Annotated in this window: 12 protein-coding genes and 1 other RNA gene; 12 read left to right on the top strand and 1 reads right to left on the bottom strand. The window is 64.5% G+C overall.

Annotation, left to right across the window (positions count from 1 at the left end):
* Nucleotides 1-171: 171 nt before the first annotated feature.
* Nucleotides 172-1080: an RluA family pseudouridine synthase gene (locus B5F27_RS06935; protein ID WP_087365732.1), complete on the bottom strand. Its 909-nt coding sequence runs from the start codon at nucleotides 1078-1080 to the stop codon at nucleotides 172-174.
* Nucleotides 1081-1182: 102 nt separating this feature from the next.
* On the opposite strand from B5F27_RS06935, the gene rnpB reads away from it, so the two are divergent.
* From rnpB to B5F27_RS06875, 12 genes are all read left to right on the top strand, one after another.
* Nucleotides 1183-1522: RNase P RNA component class A (rnpB, locus tag B5F27_RS06930), an RNA gene on the top strand.
* Between the two features lie 165 nt (nucleotides 1523-1687).
* Nucleotides 1688-3610: an NAD(+) synthase gene (locus B5F27_RS06925; protein ID WP_087365729.1), complete on the top strand. Its 1923-nt coding sequence runs from the start codon at nucleotides 1688-1690 to the stop codon at nucleotides 3608-3610.
* A gap of 9 nt (nucleotides 3611-3619) precedes the next feature.
* The gene (locus B5F27_RS06920; RefSeq protein WP_087246242.1) at nucleotides 3620-3976 is read left to right on the top strand and encodes a NusG domain II-containing protein; all 357 of its coding nucleotides are present in this window, start codon (nucleotides 3620-3622) and stop codon (nucleotides 3974-3976) included.
* Between the two features lie 20 nt (nucleotides 3977-3996).
* Nucleotides 3997-5427, top strand: coding sequence for an LCP family protein (locus tag B5F27_RS06915; RefSeq protein WP_087365725.1), 1431 nt, complete (start codon nucleotides 3997-3999; stop codon nucleotides 5425-5427).
* Between the two features lie 196 nt (nucleotides 5428-5623).
* The gene (locus tag B5F27_RS06910; protein ID WP_087246244.1) at nucleotides 5624-7306 is read left to right on the top strand and encodes a phospho-sugar mutase; all 1683 of its coding nucleotides are present in this window, start codon (nucleotides 5624-5626) and stop codon (nucleotides 7304-7306) included.
* Nucleotides 7307-7629: 323 nt separating this feature from the next.
* Nucleotides 7630-8796 carry a 2-C-methyl-D-erythritol 2,4-cyclodiphosphate synthase gene (gene ispF / locus B5F27_RS06905; RefSeq protein ID WP_087246245.1) on the top strand — a complete coding sequence of 389 codons (1167 nt, stop codon included), beginning with the start codon at nucleotides 7630-7632 and terminating at the stop codon, nucleotides 8794-8796.
* 15 nt (nucleotides 8797-8811) lie between these two features.
* A complete protein-coding gene (gene cdaA, locus B5F27_RS06900; protein WP_087246246.1) occupies nucleotides 8812-9705 on the top strand; it encodes a diadenylate cyclase CdaA in 894 nt (297 codons plus the stop codon).
* The gene (locus B5F27_RS06895) at nucleotides 9702-11000 is read left to right on the top strand and encodes a CdaR family protein (RefSeq protein ID WP_087246247.1); all 1299 of its coding nucleotides are present in this window, start codon (nucleotides 9702-9704) and stop codon (nucleotides 10998-11000) included. The genes cdaA and B5F27_RS06895 overlap by 4 nt, the downstream gene beginning before the upstream one ends.
* A 38-nt stretch (nucleotides 11001-11038) precedes the next feature.
* Nucleotides 11039-12634 carry an FAD-dependent protein gene (locus B5F27_RS06890; protein ID WP_087365722.1) on the top strand — a complete coding sequence of 532 codons (1596 nt, stop codon included), beginning with the start codon at nucleotides 11039-11041 and terminating at the stop codon, nucleotides 12632-12634.
* A gap of 10 nt (nucleotides 12635-12644) precedes the next feature.
* Complete coding sequence (locus tag B5F27_RS06885) at nucleotides 12645-13985, top strand: 5-bromo-4-chloroindolyl phosphate hydrolysis family protein (RefSeq protein WP_087365719.1); 1341 nt, start codon at nucleotides 12645-12647, stop codon at nucleotides 13983-13985.
* On the top strand, nucleotides 13982-16117 hold the full coding sequence (recJ, locus tag B5F27_RS06880; RefSeq protein WP_087365714.1) for a single-stranded-DNA-specific exonuclease RecJ: 2136 nt from the start codon (nucleotides 13982-13984) through the stop codon (nucleotides 16115-16117). Before B5F27_RS06885 ends, recJ begins: the two co-directional genes overlap by 4 nt.
* A gap of 1 nt (nucleotide 16118) precedes the next feature.
* Nucleotides 16119-18434 carry a bifunctional (p)ppGpp synthetase/guanosine-3',5'-bis(diphosphate) 3'-pyrophosphohydrolase gene (locus tag B5F27_RS06875; RefSeq protein WP_087365710.1) on the top strand — a complete coding sequence of 772 codons (2316 nt, stop codon included), beginning with the start codon at nucleotides 16119-16121 and terminating at the stop codon, nucleotides 18432-18434.
* Nucleotides 18435-18441: the final 7 nt, after the last annotated feature.

The raw sequence follows: 18441 nt of genomic DNA, 5'->3' as shown, positions 1-18441 counted from the left end.
GGGAAGAAAGCCTGTCCGGCCCCGCCCCGCAGCGGGGGCGCGGAACGCGCAAAAAATACAGCCCGGCCAGACCAGCGGCTGCCGGACCGTACGTTCTTAACTAAATTATACACCGTGCAGGCCCTGAGGCAAGGTTTTGCACAGAATTTGGATGAAGCTTTCACCGACTTTTCACGAAAATAACGCAATTATGTCGGCGGGCAGGGGGCTTTCCACCGTGACGGGGGAGAGCCGCAGGGGCATGTCAATCCAAAAGCCGTCGGGCATGGGATGTCCCTCGGGCGCCAGGAACCGCTGCCGGCCGCAGTGGAGGGCCTGACGCCCGATCCGGTCCCGGTGCCCGCCGTACAGGTCGTCTCCCGCCAGGGGATGGCCGATGGAGGCGAAGTGGACCCGGATCTGATGGGTGCGCCCGGTGACCGGGACGCAGGCCGCCAGGCTGAGGCCCTTTTCCGCCTTTATAATGGTATACTCGGTGCGGCTGGGCTTGCCGTCGGGGGTGACACACCGGCCGATGATGCTGTCGCCCCGGCGGCCGATGGGGGCGTCGATGACCCCCGGGCCCAGGGGCAATTCGCCCTCGGCCACCGCATAATAGAGCTTGTCCACGTTTTGGGCCAGCAGGGGAGCGGCGTAACTGGTCTGGGCCGCCAGCACCAGGCCGCTGGTGTCCTTGTCGATCCGGTTCACCGGCCGAAAGACCGGGCTGCGGCCGGCGGCCTGCCGCAGGGCGGCGTAGCCGTTGGCCAGGGTGCCGCCGGGATAGTTGAGGGTGGGGTGGACCGCAATGCCGGCGGGCTTGTCCAGCACCACCGCGAAAAAGTCCTCGTAAACCGTCCGCACGGGGATGTCCGGCTGGGGCTCACAGCCGCCCTCCTCCTCGGGGAAGGCGAAGGACACCACCTGACCCGGAAAGACCCGCTGGTTGGCCAGAACCGGCTTTCCGTCGGCCCAAAAGCCGCTGCCCCGGAACTTCACCGCCCGCAGCAGGTCGGTGGACAGGCGGCACTCCCGCAGAAAGCTGCGGAGCAGGACCCCCTCGGGCCCGGCCTGCGGGGGAACAGGGAAATACAGCCGCATGGCCTGGGGCCTCCTTTCCGGGCTGAAATGTCATATAAGTATAACAAAAAATCCCGAGACTTGCAAATGACGCCGGATTATGGTATCATGTAGCGTGGAAAACGAGTGGAACATACGGCGGCGGGGCGGCTTGACCGCTCTGAGGAAAGTCCGGGCTTCACAGAGCACGGTAACTGCTAACGGCAGCCGGGGGTGACCCCAGGGAAAGTGCAACAGAAAGGAAACCGCCGCACCTTTGTGCGGTAAGGATGAAAGGGCGAGGTAAGAGCTCACCAGCGGATGGGTGACCATTCGGCTTTGTAAACCCTACCGGAAGCAACGCCTATATGGGACGTACAAGCGCTGCTCGCGTGTCCTGAAGGCGGCACGAGCCCGTCAGCAATGGCGGGCCTAGACAGATCGTCGTTTAATACAGAACCCGGCTTACGGTCTATCTCGTTTTCCACCTGAGACGTTTTGGGGGCCTGCTTTGGACAGCAGGCCTCCTTTTTCTGCGATTTTAACAGTTTGTTTCTTTTCGTTTTGGTGAAAATGTGCTATACTAAAGCCGATCCATGCTCTTTGGAGCGTCAAATGCTGGTGTAAAATTGGACAGGATGTGTCTTGTATGAAGGATGGTTTTCTGAAAGCAGCGGCCCTTTCCCCCGCGCTGCGGGTGGCGGACTGCGCCTATAACGCCGGGCAGATTGTCTCGGCCCTCAACGACTGCGCACGGCGCGGGGTCAAGCTGGCGGTGCTGCCCGAGCTGGCCCTCACCGGCTATACCTGCGGGGATTTGTTCTTCCAGCAGGCGCTGCAGCAGGCGGCCCTGGCCGGGCTGGGGGAGATCCTCCGGGCCAGCGAAGGGCTGGACCTGGTGGCTCTGGTGGGCCTGCCCCTGATGGTGAACGGCAAGCTGTACAACTGCGCCGCCGTGGTCTGCCGCGGCCGGCTGCTGGGCATCGTCCCCAAGACCTGCCTGCCCAACTACGGCGAATTCTACGAAAAGCGCCACTTCGCCCCCGGCAGCAAGACCGTCCGCACCATGACGGTCTGCGGACAGGAGACCCTGTTCGGCACCTCGCTGCTGTTTGCCTGCCGCCAGATGCCCGAGTTTGTGCTGGGCGTGGAGCTGTGTGAGGACCTGTGGAGCGTTCTGCCCCCCTCCACCTTCCACGCCATGGCGGGCGCCACCGTCATCGCCAACCTGTCCGCCAGCGACGAAACCGTCGGGAAGGCGGAGTACCGCCGGGATCTGGTGAGCAACCAGTCGGCCCGGCTGCTGTGCGGCTATCTGTACGCCTCCGCCGGCCACGGCGAGAGCACCCAGGACATGGTCTTTGCCGGCCACAACCTGATCGCCGAGAACGGCGCCCTTCTGGCCGAGTCCCAGCCCTTCGCGGGCGGGGACGCCGAGACCGAGCTGGACTGCGCCCGGATGCTGGCCGAGCGGGCCCGCAACACCAGTTTTGTCCCCTCGGAGGAGGGCTATCAGACCGTGTCCTTTGACCTGGAGGTCACCGACACCGTCCTGACCCGGCGGATTGATCCGGCTCCCTTTGTGCCGGGCGATCCCCTCCGCCGCGCCCAGCGGTGTGAGCTGATCCTGCGGATGCAGGCCGACGGCCTGGCCAAGCGGATCGAGCACACCCACGCCAAAACGGCGGTCATCGGCATTTCGGGCGGCCTGGACAGCTGCCTGGCCCTGCTGGTGGCGGCCCGGGCCATGCGCCAGCTGGGCCGTCCTGCCGCCGACGTGCTGGCGGTGACCATGCCCTGCTTCGGCACCACCAAACGGACCCGCAGCAACGCCGAAATCCTCTGCCAGGAGCTGGGGGTGTCCTTCCGGGAGGTCAACATCACCAACACCGTCCGCAGCCACTTTGCGGACATCGGCCACGACGGCCAGACCCCCGACGTTACCTTTGAGAACAGCCAGGCCCGGGTCCGCACCCTGGAACTGATGGACATTGCCAACCTGCACGGGGGCTTTGTGGTGGGCACCGGCGATTTGTCCGAGCTGGCTCTGGGCTGGGCCACCTACAACGGCGACCACATGAGCATGTACGGCGTCAACGCCGGCGTCCCCAAGACCCTGGTGCGCCACCTGGTCCAGTACGAGGCCGACACCGCATCCAGCGAGGAACTGCGCCGGGTGCTGGTGGATATTCTGGACACCCCCGTCTCGCCCGAGCTGCTGCCCGCAAAGGACGGGGAGATCGCCCAGCGCACCGAGGAGCTGGTGGGCCCCTATGAGCTCCACGACTTCTGTTTGTATTACGTTCTGCGGTTCGGCTTTGGCCCCCGGAAGATCTTCCGGCTGGCACAGGCCGCCTTTGCGGGCCGGCCCGAGTACCCCGACGCGGTGCTGTACAAGTGGCTGCGCAGCTTCTACTGGCGGTTCTTCGCCCAGCAGTTCAAGCGCAGCTGCCTGCCCGACGGCCCCAAGGTGGGCAGCGTCACCCTGTCTCCCCGCGGCGACTGGCGGATGCCCAGCGACGCCTCGGCGGCGGCCTGGCTGGCCCAGCTGGAGGAGCTGAACATCCAGTAAGGAGTGTCTATGCAGCACAAAAAACTGCTTGTGAATCTTTTGTTTGCGGCGGTGATCCTGGCCGCGGCGGCCGCACTGTTTCTGCTGCGGGACGCCGGCAAGGACCCCGAACGCCCGCTGAAAGCCCAGCTGGTCTACGGCGACGACAGCACCGTTCTGGACCTGCCGCTGGACGTGAACCAGCGATACGACGTGGATACCGGTTATCTCACCGTCCACATTGAAATCAAGGACGGGGCGGCCCGCTTTGTGGATTCGCCCTGCCCCGACCATGTCTGCGAGGGGTATGGCTGGCTGACCCTGGAGGATCAGACCGCCACCTGCCTGCCCGCCCGCGCCGTGCTGACCCTTGTGCCGGCCGGCTGATGCAAAGGAGCTTGAACCCTATGGACTTTGACTTTGAGCCGGAGGAGCGCTCGTCCGGTACATCGCGGCATCAGCCGCAGAAGATCCGGCGCAGCGACGAGAAGTCGGCTGCCGATCCGGTGACGGTGGACAGCCGGGACTTTTTCCAGCCCAGCCAGGAGCCGCCCGCTCCGCCGCCTTCTGCGCCGTCCCATGCGGCCCACACGGCCCATGCGGGCCGCGGGACCCGTCCGGCCCGCACCACTGCCCGCACGGCCGCCAAAGCGTCCGAACATTCACCCATCCGAGGCTTACTTATGCTGATCCTGTTCCTGCAGGCAGTCCTGAGCGCGGCAGCTCTCGTGCAGCTGTACCGCACCAAGATGCTGCCCGTCTATTACCTGGCGGTTCTGGCCGCTTTGCTGGTTTTGGTCTGGCTGCTGGTCTACAAGTGCCAGCGGTACAAGGTGCGGGGGTTCCTGACCCGGGTTCTGTCCCTGGTGCTCAGCGCCGCCATGGCGGTGGGCTGCGTCTGGGCCCAGCAGGGCCTGGACGCCCTGGACAAGGTCACCATCGGGGATGAAACCATCACCGACTACGAGGCCATGGCCATCACCACCGAGCCCTTTGTGGTCTACCTCAGCGGCGTGGACACCCGGGGCGACCTGACCGACAACGCACGCAGCGACGTGAATATTCTGGCGGCGGTCAACCCCCTGACCAAGCGGGTGGCCCTGGTGAACACCCCCCGGGACTACTACGTGGACCTGGCCGGCACCGACAGCAAGGACAAGCTGACCCACGCCGGTCTCTACGGCGTGGAAACCTCCATGGAGACCCTGGGCGGCCTCTACGGGGTGCCGGTGGACCACTATGTGCGGATCAACTTCGCCGGATTCATTGATGTGGTGGACGCTCTGGGCGGCATCGACGTCTACTCCGACTACACCTTTACCTCGGTGGGCAGCCCCGGCTATTACAATCCCACCGATTTTGTGGAGGGCTGGAACCATCTGGACGGCGCCGCCGCCCTGGCCTTTGCCCGGGAGCGCCACGCGTTCCCCACCGGCGACATCCAGCGCGGCATCAACCAGATGAAGGTCATCGAAGCCATACTGAACAAGATCAAGAGCCCCGCCATCCTCACCAGCTACAGCCGCCTGCTGGCGGCAGTGTCGGACAACTTTGTAACCAGCCTGTCCTCCAACCAGATCACCGCCCTGGTGCGGATGCAGCTGTCCGACTTTGCCGTGTGGGACATCGAGAGCTATACCGTCACCGGCAGCAGCTCCTCCAGCACCCACTGCTACTCGGCCCAGGGCCAGAAGCTGTATGTCATGATGCCCGACGAGGAATCGGTGGCCGGCGCCCAGACGCTGCTCCAGTCGGTCCTCAGCGGCGAGCCGGTCCCCTCGGCCGACAGCGCCGCCTCCGGCGAGGCTTCCAGCGAAGCCGCCAGCGAGACGGAATAAAACCACAGGATTTCATCTTATCGTGCAGTGCCGGATGGCACTGCACATTTTTTGTGCCTTTTGCTGGTTTTGCGGGATACATCTTGTTGCATATTATGGAATTGACATACTTGTCCTGGTGGCATAAACTATAAGTATAGTCACGAAGATAGGGGCAGTATGCCCTGCGAAAAAAAGCAAAGGTAAGGTGTTCACAATGTATCTGGATGAATACAAGCGCTGGATGGCGGCCGACCTGGAGGACGCCGATCTCAAGCCTGAACTGGCAAAAATCGAGGGAAATGATGCAGAGATCAAGGACCGCTTTGCTGTTGCGCTGAAGTTCGGCACCGCCGGCCTGCGCGGCGTGCTGGGCGCCGGCACCAACCGGATGAATATTTACGTTGTCCGTCAGGCCACCCAGGGCCTGGCCAACTGGGTCAAGACCCAGGGCGGCACCCAGACTGTGGCCATCAGCTACGACAGCCGCCTCAAGAGCGATATCTTTGCCAAGACGGCCGCCGGCGTTCTGGCTGCCAACGGCATCAAGGTCCGGATTTACGACGCTCTGATGCCGGTTCCGGCCCTGAGCTTCGCCACCCGCTACTACAACTGCAACGCGGGCATCATGGTCACCGCTTCCCACAACCCCGCCAAGTACAACGGCTACAAGGCCTACGGCCCCGACGGCTGCCAGATGACCGATGACGCCGCCGCCATCGTCTACGACGAGATCCAGAAGACCGACGTGCTCACCGGCGCCAAGTACATCTCCTTCGCCGAGGGCGTCGAGCAGGGCCTGATCCGCTTTGTGGGCGACGACTGCAAGAACGCCCTGTACGAGGCCATCGAGGCCCGCCAGGTCCGTCCCGGCCTGTGCAAGACCGCCGGCCTGAAGCTGGTCTACAGCCCCCTGAACGGTTCCGGCCTGGTGCCCGTCACCCACGTGCTGAACGACATGGGCATCACCGATATCACCATCGTTCCCGAGCAGGAGTACCCCAACGGCTACTTCACCACCTGCTCCTACCCCAACCCCGAGATCTTCGACGCCCTGAAGCTGGGCCTGGAGCTGGCTGAGAAGTCCGGCGCCGACCTGATGCTGGCCACCGACCCCGATGCCGACCGCGTGGGCATCGCCATGAAGTGCCCCGACGGCAGCTATGAGCTGGTGAGCGGCAACGAGATGGGCGCCCTGCTGCTGGACTACATCTGCGCCGGCCGCATCGAGAAGGGCACCATGCCCGCCAACCCCGTGGCGGTCAAGTCCATCGTCTCCACCCCGCTGGCCGATGCCATCGCCGCCCACTACGGCGTCGAGATGCGCAGCGTCCTGACCGGCTTCAAGTGGATCGGCGACCAGATCGCCAACCTGGAGGCCGCCGGCGAAGTGGACCGCTTCATCTTCGGCTTCGAGGAGAGCTACGGCTACCTGGCTGGTCCCTACGTCCGCGACAAGGACGCCGTCATCGGCTCCATGCTGATCTGCGAGATGGCTGCTTACTACCGCAGCATCGGTTCCTCCATCAAGCAGCGTCTGGAGGAGATCTACAAGGAGTACGGCCGCTACCTGAACAAGGTGGACAGCTACGAATTCCCCGGCCTGACCGGTATGGACAAGATGGCTGGCATCATGAAGGAACTGCGGGAGAATCCCCCCGCTGAGTTCGCCGGCCACAAGGTGGTCAAGGTCACCGACTACGAGAAACCCGAGGAGACTGGCCTGCCCGCAGCCAACGTCCTGATCTACACTCTGGAAGGCGGCGCCACCGTCGTGGTGCGTCCCTCCGGCACCGAGCCCAAGATCAAGACCTACTTCACCACCCTCGGCAAGGACCTGGCCGAGGCACAGGCCCAGAAAGACGCTCTGGCTGCCGCTCTCCAGCCCCTGCTCGCCTAAAACATTGGACGGCACCACCGCATTGAACAAAAGTTGAAAGCAGCGCACGGATGAAAGTCCGTGCGCTGTTTTTGATGCAGGGGGCAAAAAGGGCCCCGGCCGGGGGATTATCCCACTGTGGAAGCGGGTTTTTCGGCACCGGGAGCAAAAGTGTAAAAAATGGAAATTCCCCGCCCCGACCGGCGGGGATCTTTTGTTTTGTGCGCGGGGCTGAAACAGTTGCAGTTTACAAGTCGATGCGTTATAATAATAATCGGATTTTTGTAGGATATACTGGACCTTTGCGCATTTGGCAGGCCAGTAACAAGGATGAGGACAGACAAATGAAAAAGAAAGCTTCCGCCGTGATACTGGCAGCAGGCTCTTCCAGCCGGATGGGCTTTGATAAACTTGCTTTTGACCTGGGGGGCGAGACGGTTTTGGGCCGCAGCCTCCGGGCGTTTGATGCGTGTCCCCAAATCAGCGAGATCATCCTTGTGACCGGGGCCGACCCGACCCTGGCCAAGCAGGAGGCCGCCCGCTGTCACAAGCCGGTGCGGCTGGTGTCGGGCGGGTCCACCCGGGCCGAGAGCGCCCGCAACGGCGTGCTGGCGGCGGTGAAGGAGCTGGTGGCCATCCATGACGCGGCCCGGCCCTTTGTGAGCCAGGAGGTTATCGAGGCGGCCCTGAACGGCGCCGAAGGCTGGGGCGCCGCGGCGCCCGCAGTGCCGGTGAAGGACACCATCAAGTGCGGCACCCCCGGAGACGGACGAACCGTCCCGGCCCAGTGCCTGGTGAGCCTGACCCCCGACCGGTCCAGCCTGTACGCCATCCAGACCCCCCAGTGTTTTGACCGGGATACATACCTGCGGGTCACCGAACAGCTGGACCCCCAGAAAGCCCGTCTGGTCACCGACGACGCCAGCCTGTTTGAGCTGTCGGGGCTGCCGGTGCGGCTGACCCAGGGAGACTACGCCAACTACAAGATTACAACCCGGGAGGACCTGCCCGGCGCCCCGATGCAAGGAGAGACCAAGATGCGTATTGGACATGGTTATGACGTGCACCGCCTGGTGGAGGACCGCCCCCTGATTCTGGGCGGCGTCAGCGTGCCCTTTGAAAAGGGCCTGCTGGGCCACTCGGACGCCGACGTCCTGACCCACGCCGTCATGGATGCGGTGCTGGGCGCGGCGGCGCTGGGGGACATCGGCCAGCACTTCCCCGACAATGACCCCGCTTATGCCGGGGCCGACAGCCTGGCGCTGGCCCGGGCGGTGGCCGCCCTGGTGGAAAAGGCCGGCTGGAAGGTGGGCAACATCGACGCCACCATCCTCTGCCAGCGGCCCAAGCTGGCCCCCCATATCCCCGCCATGCGCCAGAATCTGGCGGCAGCTTTTGGCCTGCCGGTGGATGCGGTGAGCGTCAAGGCCACCACCGAGGAACATCTCGGCTTTACCGGGGAGGGGCTGGGCATTGCCGCCCACGCCGTCGCCTTGATTCAGCCCCGCTGACAGGAGTGATAACCAATGAACTGGAGTTCCATCATCGCAAACTTTCAAACATTTAATCTGGCCGACCTGCTGGATGTGCTGATCGTCACCTTTGTGATCTATCAGATTCTGGGCATCGTCAGCCGCACCCGCGCCGGCCAGCTGGCCCGGGGCGCCCTGGTGGTGGGCGTGATCTATGTGGTGGCCACCACCGCCAACATGCGCACCGTCACCTGGATTATGAATTCGCTGCTCCAGGTCGGTCTGCTGACCCTGGTGGTGGTCTTTCAGCCCGAGATCCGCCGCGCTCTGGAGCGGATGGGCCAGACCGACCAGTGGTTTTTGAAGTTCTTCCGGGTCCGCCATGTGGACCCCGCCACCCGCGGCAGCTGGCGCAGCGCCATCATTGCCATCTGTGACGCCGCCGAGCGGTTTTCCGAGACCAAGACCGGCGCCCTGATCGTGCTGGAACGCCGCACCGACCTGGCGGAAATCGAGCGCACCGGCACCCCGGTGGACTGTGAGGTCAACCCCGAGATCCTGGGCACCATCTTCTACGAGGGCACCCCTCTCCACGACGGCGCCGCCATCATTGAGGATGGCCGCATCAAGGCGGCGGGCTGTGTGCTGCCCCTGTCCAACAACCTGGATCTGGGCAAGGATATGGGCACCCGGCACCGGGCCTGCCTGGGCATTGCCGAAAACTCCGACGCCATCGCCATTGTGGTGAGCGAGGAGACCGGCATCATCTCGATGGCCAAAAACGGCGTCCTGATCCGCCACTTTGACCGCCAGACCCTCTACACCCGTCTGGTGGACGAGATGATCCCCAAGGAAGCCGCTGCCGACCGCAGCAAGGGTTTTGATACCTTCAAGGGACAGGTCCTGTCCCTGATGGACTGGAGAAAAAAGGAGGGAGAGGGGAAATGAATCCGATCAAAAAGCCGTTCCGTGCCGACGGAGGGCAGAACCGTTCCCTTCTGGAGGATCGCCGGGTCCGGCTGGGCATTGCCTTTCTGGTGGCGCTCCTCATGTGGGTGGCCGTCACCACCGTGGTCAAGCCCAACACCACCATCGTGAAAAAGGGCGTGCCGGTGGACTATACCTATGAGTCCAGCGTCTATACCTCCCGGGGCCTCAGCATTGTGGAGGCCCCTGAGCGCACCGTGGACCTGACCATCTCGGGCGACGGCTACACCATCGGCGACCTGACCCAGGAGGACTTTGTGGTCTATCCCGACTACTCCTCGGTCCGCTCCAGCGGCACCAAGAACCTCCAGCTGCGGGTCCGGTGCGTCAATACCGCTGTGGCCAGCAACATTTCGGTGTCCATCGCCGACGCCGACAACACGGTGGACGTGGTGTTTGACGTGGTGGAGGAAAAGACCCTCCCCATCCAGGTGAATACCCGCTACCTGACCATTGAGGATGGCTACATCCTCTACAGCACCGCGGCCTCCAACGAGACGGTGACCCTGACTGGTCCGTCCAGCGAGCTGGCGGACGTGGCATCCTGCACCGCCGAGGTCAGTTACAGCGACATCCTCAGCGACAGCGTCACGGTGAACACCAACCTTCGCTTCTACAACGAGAACGGCCACGAGCTGGAGTTCAACTACGTCACCGCCGACCATGAGACGGTGGACGTCACCCTGACGGTGTACAAGACGGCAACCCTGCCCATCAATGTGCGGTTTGTGAATACGCCCCCTAACTTTGACGACTCGGTGCTGATTTATTCCCTCAGCCAGACCGAGCTGCGGGTGGCAGGCCCGGCCGACACGGTGGAGAACCTCTCCGAGCTGGCAGTGGGCACCATCGACCTGTCCACCTTTGCGCTGGACAAAGTCTACGAAATGCCCATCACCCTGCCCTCGGGCCTTGTCTCTCTGGACAACGTGGACACCGTCACCGTCAGCTTCAACTGCAGCGCCATGGCCACCAAGACTTTGAACATCCCGGCCGACAACATTGAGGTAGTCAACCTGCCCTCCACCTATCAGCTGACGGTGGAGACCGAGCGGCTGATGAATGTGACCCTCTGCGGCCCGGCCTCGGTGCTGGAAGGCCTCACCGCCGACCAGGTGGTGGCGCAGATCGATGCCGACGACTTCGCGGTGTCTCTGGGACAGCAGAACATCGCCTGCAGCATCTACGTCCCGGCGGACGGACGGGTCTTTGCCCTGGGCAGCTATACCGTCCAGTGCCGGATTCAGAGCAACTGAACGGTCCAACACTATAAAAGAAACGGAAACACAAGCACATGATCCTGGTTCGAGATATCCGCCTGCCCCTCTCCGCTGGAGAGGAGCAGGCCCGTGCCCAGGCGCTGCACCTGCTGCGCCTGCCTCAGAGCAAGGTCCGGCAGATGGGGGTGGCCCGCCTGTCGGTGGACGCCCGCCACGGCCGGCCCAAGCTCGTCTATACCATTGCAGTAACGCTCAAAGATGAGGGTGAGGAACCTGCCTATGCAGGGGCCTTGCCCTGCGTTGCTTTGCGCCAGGAGGCGCAGCTGGTGCTGACCCCCGGCGCCCAGACCCTGAAAACCCGGCCGGTGGTCTGCGGTCTGGGGCCTGCGGGGCTGTTTGCAGCCCTGGCCCTGGCCCAGCAGGGGTTTGCCCCCATTGTCCTGGAGCGGGGCCCCGCTCTGGAAGACCGGGTCCGGGCGGTGGAACACTTCTCCGCCACCGGTGAGCTGGACGAAAACGCCAACATTCAGTTTGGCGAGGGCGGCGCCGGCACCTTTTCGGACGGCAAGCTCACCACCCGCATCGGGGACCCCCTGTGCGATTACGTCACCCGGGTCTTTCTGGCCCACGGTGCGCCGGCGGAAATCGCCTGGCAGCAGAAGCCCCATGTGGGCACCGACCTGCTGCGGGGCGTCATCACCTCCATCCGCAAGGAGATTGAGGCCCTGGGGGGCGAAGTGCGGTTCAATACCGCCCTCACCGGCCTGCACACCCGCAACGGCGTTTTGACCGGCATCGACACCACCGCAGGGCCTCTGCCCTGTGAGGCGCTGGTACTGGCGGTGGGACATTCCGCCCGGGATACCTTTGAGGCCCTGATGGACGGGGGTCTGACCTTCGCCTGCAAGCCCTTCAGTGTGGGCTTCCGGGCCGAGCACCTGCAGAGCGAAATCGAAAAGAGCCTCTACCACGACGCCGCAGGCCATCCGGCCCTGCCCCGCGGAGAGTATCAGCTATCCCAACAGGTAAATGGACGGGGCGTTTATACGTTCTGTATGTGCCCCGGCGGCCAGGTGGTGGCGGCGGCCAGCGAGAGCGGCCGTGTGGTCACCAACGGCATGAGCTTCCATGCCCGGGCGGGCCGGAACGCCAACGCCGCGGTGGTGGCGGGGGTGGGCCCCGCCGACTTCGGGGACGATCCCCGGCGGGCCATCGCCTTCCAGCGGGAGCTGGAGGCCCGGGCCTATGCGGCCGGTCGGGCCGGCGGACCCTATGCGGCCCCGGCGGAAAACGTGGTCAGCTTTTTGGAGGGCCGGGGCGAGCTGAAAATCACCCGGGTCCAGCCCACCTACAACCGGGGCGTGGTGCCGGCGGATCTGGGCAGCCTGCTGCCGGCGGAGCTGACCGGGGCATTGCGGGCCGGTCTGCGGGCCTTTGACCGCAAGCTGGCGGGCTATACCGCCCCCGAGGCCATTCTTACCGGCCTCGAGACCCGGACTTCCAGCCCGGTGCGGCTGGTGCGGGGCGAAACCTATGAGTGCACCCAGCTGGCAGGGCTGTACCCCTGCGGCGAGGGCGCAGGATATGCCGGCGGCATTATGAGCGCCGCGGTGGATGGCCTGTGGGTGGCTTCGGCTCTGGTGAGCCGGTATCACCCGGCGGGAGATTGAGGGAGAACGCATGGACGAGAAGGAACGGAAAAGAAAACAGGACGAGGATGCCATCCAGCAGGAGCTGGAACGGCAGCTGCGGGACCTGGGCGTGACGGTTTCGGACGCATTCCGCCAGGGGTTTCAGGACTACGGCGATGAGATCGGCCGCCAGGCCGCCGAAGTGGGCCGCAGCTTCACCCACCTGATGAACGACGTGGTGGGGGAGGTGGACGACGCCCTGCGGGACGCCTTCAACCTGGAGCGGGGGAAGGCCCGCCGCCAGCACCGGGAGGAGCGCCGCCGCCGTCGGGAAGCGGCCCGGAATGGTTCGGCCTTTGAGGCGGAGCCCTACGATTATACCGCTGACTTTGGGGGCCGGCCCGGCAGCCAGCCCCAGGCACCGGCATCAGACACAGACTACAGCAAGGCCATCCGCCGCAGCGCCGTCAAGCAGTTCGCGGTGGGGCTGGCCATGCTGATCTGCTTCGGGGTGCTGGTGTTCGGCGGCTTCCTGGGGTCGATGGCCTGCTTCATCGGCACAGAGGCCGTGATGGAAGGCACCGCGGGCTTCAATGCCCTGCTGATCACCGGCCTGGGCCTGACGGGGATCTGGATCGGCTCCATCGTGGGGATGGTGGTGGGAGGCGACCGGCTGGAAGCCTCCAAGCTGCTCAACCGCTGCGCCGACGCCTTCGCCGCCATGGATGTCTCCCAGGGGATCTACCTGGACGACCTGGCGGGTCTGCTCCAGATGAAAAAGCGCAAGCTCCGCAAGCGGCTGCGGGAGCTGATCGAAAAGGGCTGGCTTGCGGGCTGGCTGGATGAAAAGGACGACTGCCTCTATCTGAGCGCCGCCGATTACCGGGCGGCCCATAACATTCCGCCCGCCCCGGCGGCGGAAAAGCAGCCCGAACCCGAAAAGCCGGCGGAGGAGCCGGCCCAGGGCCCCAAGACCCTTCACCTGGACACCGCACGGCGGTTCGCCCATGTGCTGGCCGAGGAGCGCCGGCTGATGACCGACCCCACCGCCGCCGACGAACTGGAAAAAATGCAGCAGACCACCGAGTCCATCTGCGCCTGGCTGGAGAGCCATCCCGAGAGCGCGCCCAAGGCCCGGCGGTTTGCGGAATATTATATCCCCACCACCCTCAAGCTGCTGCACACCTACAACGACGTGCAGGGCCAGAAGGGGGACAACGCCGAAGCCATCCGCCGGGATATTGGCGGAATCCTGCATACACTGAATACGGCGTACGAAAATCTCTATGACACCCTGTTGTCCGACGCAGCGCTGGACGTGTCCAGCGAGATTGCAGCCCTGGAGGGGATGCTGGCCAGCGACGGCCTCACGGGGGAGGGTCTGCGATGACCGGCCGCCCGTGGGAGCTCCGCACCCTGGACCGGGAGGCAGTGGCCGGCCTGCAGGAGGCCATTGCCGAGGAGCGGACCGAACAGCTGGAACAGGAGGCCGCCTTTGCAGGGGAGGAGTGGGACGACGCCAAACAGGCCTCGGTCTTTGCCCAGCAGATGAAGGAAGCCAGCCTGCTGGCGGGTCTGCTGGCCGCCCGGGGGTTCACCCAGCCGGAGGAGGCTTTGTCTTTCCTGGCGGGGGAGGACAGCCTCAGCGACCCCTTTTTGATGAAAGATATGGATAAGGCCTGCGCCCGCATCCGGCAGGCCTTGGAGCAGGGGGAGACCATCGTGGTCTACGGCGACTACGACGTGGACGGCGTGACGGCCACCTCTCTGCTGTACGAACAGCTCAAGGGTTTGGGCGGCGTGGTGAAATGCATGCTGCCCAGCCGGGAAGGGGACGGCTATGGCCTGTCCAAGCGGGCCATCGACCGGATCCACGAAAAGGGCTATACCCTGATCGTCACAGTGGACAACGGCATCTCGGCGGTGGAGGAGGCGGCCTATGCGGCCTCTCTGGGGATTGACCTGGTCATCACCGACCACCATCTTCCCCCCAGCACCCTGCCCGAGGCGGTGGCGGTGGTGGACCCCCGGCGGGAGGACGACCACAGCCCCTTCAAGGACTTGTGCGGCGCCGGCGTGGCCTTTAAACTCTGCGCCGCCCTGGAGGACTGCATGCCCGAGGAGCTGCTGGAATTTTGCAGCGACCTGGCGGCCATCGGCACAGTGGCCGATGTCATGCCCCTGAACGGCGAAAACCGAACCATCGTGAAAGCCGGCCTCCAGATTCTGCAGCACACCGAGCGGCCCGGTCTGGCGGCCCTGCTGGAAGAAGTGGGCCTGGCGGGGAAGAACGTCACCGCCGACAACGTCAGTTTCGGCATCGCGCCCCGGCTCAACGCCGCCGGCCGGATGGACAGCGCCGCCACCGCCCTGCAGCTGGTCCTGTGTGAGGACCCGGACCGGGCGTCTTGCCTGGCCCATCATCTGAACGAAATCAACGCCCAGCGCCAGGAGACCGAACAGAAGATCGAGCGGGCCGTGGAAGAAATGTTGGCCGCCGAGCCCGACCGCACCGAGGACCGGGTGATGCTCCTGTGGGGCAGCGGCTGGCACCAGGGCGTTATCGGGATTGTGGCCTCCCGCCTGGTGGAAAAATACGGCCGCCCGGTGATGGTGGTTTCCATCGCCGAGAACGGCGAGGCCAAGGGCAGCGGCCGCAGCGTGCCGGGGTTCAACCTCCACGGATGCATCACCGCCTGTTCCGACCTGCTGATCCGCTTTGGCGGCCACGCCATGGCCGCCGGCCTGCTGGTGCGGGAGGAAAACCTGCCCGAGCTGCGCCGCCGGATGAACGAGTGGGCCGCCCGGGAGTGTCCTGTCATCCAGGCGCCGCCCCTGGTGTGCGACCTGTCCCTGCGGCTGGCCCGGGTGACGGTGGAAGAGATCCGGGCGGTGGAGCGGATGGCCCCCTTTGGGGCCGACAACCCGGCCCCCGTCTTTCTGCTGGAAAACGCCGTGGTGGAGGGGATCTACCCGGTGTCGGAGGGCAAACACAGCCGCCTGCGGCTCCATCAGGGAGGCGCGGGCCTGTACGCCGTCTGGTTCGGCATGGCCCCCGAGCGGGTGCCCTACCAGACCGGCGACGCAGTGGACGCCGCCCTCAGCCTGTCGGTGTATGAGGGAGCCCGGGGCGCCCAGATTTCGGGCCGCATCCTGGATCTGCACCCGGCGGGCCTGGGGCCCGACGCACCCCGGCAGGCGGCGCTGGTGGATGCGCTGCGGCGGGGCGCCAGCCTCTCGGCGGAGGAACGGCAGCTCATCTGCCCCTCCCGCGAGGAAGTGGCCGCCGTCTACCGCGAACTGAAAACCCGGCGTTGGCACGCCGATGATCTGCAGCCCCTGTGCGCCCGGATGGGCACCGCCAGCACCGGCAAAACCCTGGTGGCGGTGACTGCCCTGAAACAGGTGGGCCTGGTGGAGGAGGCAGAGAGGGACGGCGTGCCCTATCTGGAGCTGGTGCGGGTGTCCGGGAAGAAAAACCTGGCCGATGCACCCATCCTGAAGTGTTTGGAGGAAAAGTAATATGCCAGAGGGAAAAAAGACAGCTGCGCCTGCCCCTGAGCAGGATTCCTATACCGCCAAGAGCCATCTGCAGCATCAGGTGAGAGAGGTGGGCACCGTGGTGGCCACCGCGTCCCCCGCCGAGGCGGTGGACTATATGGTCCCCTCGGAGGCGCGGCCCGAGATCATCACCTACGACAAGCTGCTGGAGGCCATTCAGGCCAGCGGCCGGCCCTACAACATGGAGATGATCGAGAAGGCCTACCGCATGGCCGACGACGCCCACAAGGATGTCCGCCGCCGCAGCGGCGAGCCCTATATCTGCCATCCGCTGGCGGTGGCCCGGCTGGTGCTGGACCTGGGCATGGACAGCGAGAGCATTGCGGCGGCCCTGCTCCACGACGTGGTGGAGGACACCCCCACCACGGTGGACGAGGTGAAATCCACCTTTGGGGCCGACGTGGCCCTGCTGGTGGACGGCGTCACCAAGCTGACCAAGATCCAGTTCTCCAGCATCGAGGAGCAGCAGGCCGAAAACCTGCGCAAGATGCTGCTGGCCATGAGCCAGGACGTGCGGGTCATGATCATCAAGCTGTGCGACCGGCTCCACAATATGCGCACCGGCGACGCCTGGCCCGAGCAGAAGCGCCGGGACAAGGCCCGGGAGACCATGGAGGTCTATGCCCCCATCGCCAACCGTCTGGGCATCCTGAACATCAAGGAGGAGCTGGAAGACCGCAGCCTCCACTATCTGGACCCCATCGGCTATGAGGAAATCAGCAAGCTGCTGAACGAGCGCTCGGGCGAGGAGTTCCTGGCCAACGTCTCCAGCCTCATCGAAAAGCGGCTGGAGGAGAGCGGCATCAAGGGCGCCACCATGAAGCGCCGGGTCAAGAGTATCTACGGCATCTACCGCAAGATGTTCGTCCAGAACAAGGCCTTCGATGAGATTTACGACGTGTATGCGGTCCGCATCATCCTGGATACCATCACCGAGTGCTACAGCGCCCTGGGCCTGATCCACGATATGTATCATCCGCTGCCCAACCGGTTCAAGGATTATATCTCCACCCCCAAGCCCAACGGCTACCAGAGCCTGCACACCACCGTCATCGGCCACGAGGGGATTCCCTTTGAGGTGCAGATCCGCACCCGCCAGATGGACGAACAGGCCGAGTACGGCGTCGCCGCCCACTGGAAGTACAAGGAGGGCATCGGCGGCCACGACAAGCTGGACGACCGTCTGGCCTGGGTCCGCCAGCTGCTGGAAAACCAGCGGGTGTCGGAGGATTCCGGCAACCTGCTCCACGACCTCAAGAGCGACCTGCTGCCCGAGGAGGTCTTTGCCTTTACCCCCAAGGGCGACGTCATCAATCTGCCCGCCGGGGCCACCTGCATTGATTTTGCCTACGCCATCCATTCGGCGGTGGGCAACCGGATGATCGGCTGCAAGGTGAACAACCGGATGGTCCCCATCGACCATGTGGTGGTCACCGGCGAGATCATCGAGGTGATTCTGGGACCCGCCGACAAGGGCCCCAGCCGCGACTGGCTCAAGATCGTCAAGACCAGCGAGGCCAAGAGCAAAATCCGCAACTGGTTCAAGAAGATGCGCCGGGATGAAAACATCGCGGAGGGCCGGGACGCCCTGGCCAAGGAGCTGCGCCGGGAGGGCATTCTGATCCCCGACGACAAGCTGGACGAATTCGTGGGCAGCTGCTGCCGCCGGATGCGCCAGAACAGCGCCGAGGACCTGTACGCGGCCATCGGCTACGGCGGCATCACCATTGCCAACTGCATCCCCAAGTTCAAGGAGGAGTACCAGAAGCTGCGGGCGGCGGAAAATCCCCCCATGGAGCTGCCCAAGGTGGACCTGCGCAAGGTGCATTCCACCGACGGCGTGGTGGTGGAGGGCTTCGACAATACCCCCATCAAATTTGCCAAGTGCTGCAGCCCCCTGCCCGGGGACCCCATTGTGGGCTTCATCACCCGTGGCTTCGGCGTCTCCATCCACAAGGCCAGCTGCACCAACGCCCAGGCCAGCATGCGGGACCCCTCCAACGCGCCCCGCTGGGTCAAGGCCTACTGGGCCGACAGCGTCAAGGAGAGCTATAAGGCCGGGCTGGAAATTGTGGCCCTGGACCGCACCGACCTGCTGAAAGACGTGCTGAACGCCCTGTCGGATATGCGGGTGCCCATCTATACCATGAACGCCCGCCAGGCCGACAACTGCGGCGTCATCAATCTGACCGTCGGCATCAACAATACCGAGCACCTGGACCGGGTGGTGGCCCGTCTGGCCAAGATCCGGGACGTGCTCAAGGTGACAAGGAGTTAAACAAAGT

Origin of the sequence: Faecalibacterium sp. An192 (genome assembly GCF_002160175.1) — a bacterium.
Taxonomy (GTDB): domain Bacteria; phylum Bacillota; class Clostridia; order Oscillospirales; family Ruminococcaceae; genus Faecalibacterium.
The sequence above is the reverse complement of the archived record's forward strand: the minus strand, read 5'-3'. Positions and strand labels throughout refer to the sequence as shown.

Coding starts and splice junctions, on each gene's coding strand:
- B5F27_RS06935 (WP_087365732.1), bottom strand. CDS start 1,080: ATGCGGCTGTATTTCCCTGTTCCCCCGCAGGCCGGGCCCGAGGGGGTC.
- B5F27_RS06925 (WP_087365729.1), top strand. CDS start 1,688: ATGAAGGATGGTTTTCTGAAAGCAGCGGCCCTTTCCCCCGCGCTGCGG.
- B5F27_RS06920 (WP_087246242.1), top strand. CDS start 3,620: ATGCAGCACAAAAAACTGCTTGTGAATCTTTTGTTTGCGGCGGTGATC.
- B5F27_RS06915 (WP_087365725.1), top strand. CDS start 3,997: ATGGACTTTGACTTTGAGCCGGAGGAGCGCTCGTCCGGTACATCGCGG.
- B5F27_RS06910 (WP_087246244.1), top strand. CDS start 5,624: ATGTATCTGGATGAATACAAGCGCTGGATGGCGGCCGACCTGGAGGAC.
- ispF (WP_087246245.1), top strand. CDS start 7,630: ATGAAAAAGAAAGCTTCCGCCGTGATACTGGCAGCAGGCTCTTCCAGC.
- cdaA (WP_087246246.1), top strand. CDS start 8,812: ATGAACTGGAGTTCCATCATCGCAAACTTTCAAACATTTAATCTGGCC.
- B5F27_RS06895 (WP_087246247.1), top strand. CDS start 9,702: ATGAATCCGATCAAAAAGCCGTTCCGTGCCGACGGAGGGCAGAACCGT.
- B5F27_RS06890 (WP_087365722.1), top strand. CDS start 11,039: ATGATCCTGGTTCGAGATATCCGCCTGCCCCTCTCCGCTGGAGAGGAG.
- B5F27_RS06885 (WP_087365719.1), top strand. CDS start 12,645: ATGGACGAGAAGGAACGGAAAAGAAAACAGGACGAGGATGCCATCCAG.
- recJ (WP_087365714.1), top strand. CDS start 13,982: ATGACCGGCCGCCCGTGGGAGCTCCGCACCCTGGACCGGGAGGCAGTG.
- B5F27_RS06875 (WP_087365710.1), top strand. CDS start 16,119: ATGCCAGAGGGAAAAAAGACAGCTGCGCCTGCCCCTGAGCAGGATTCC.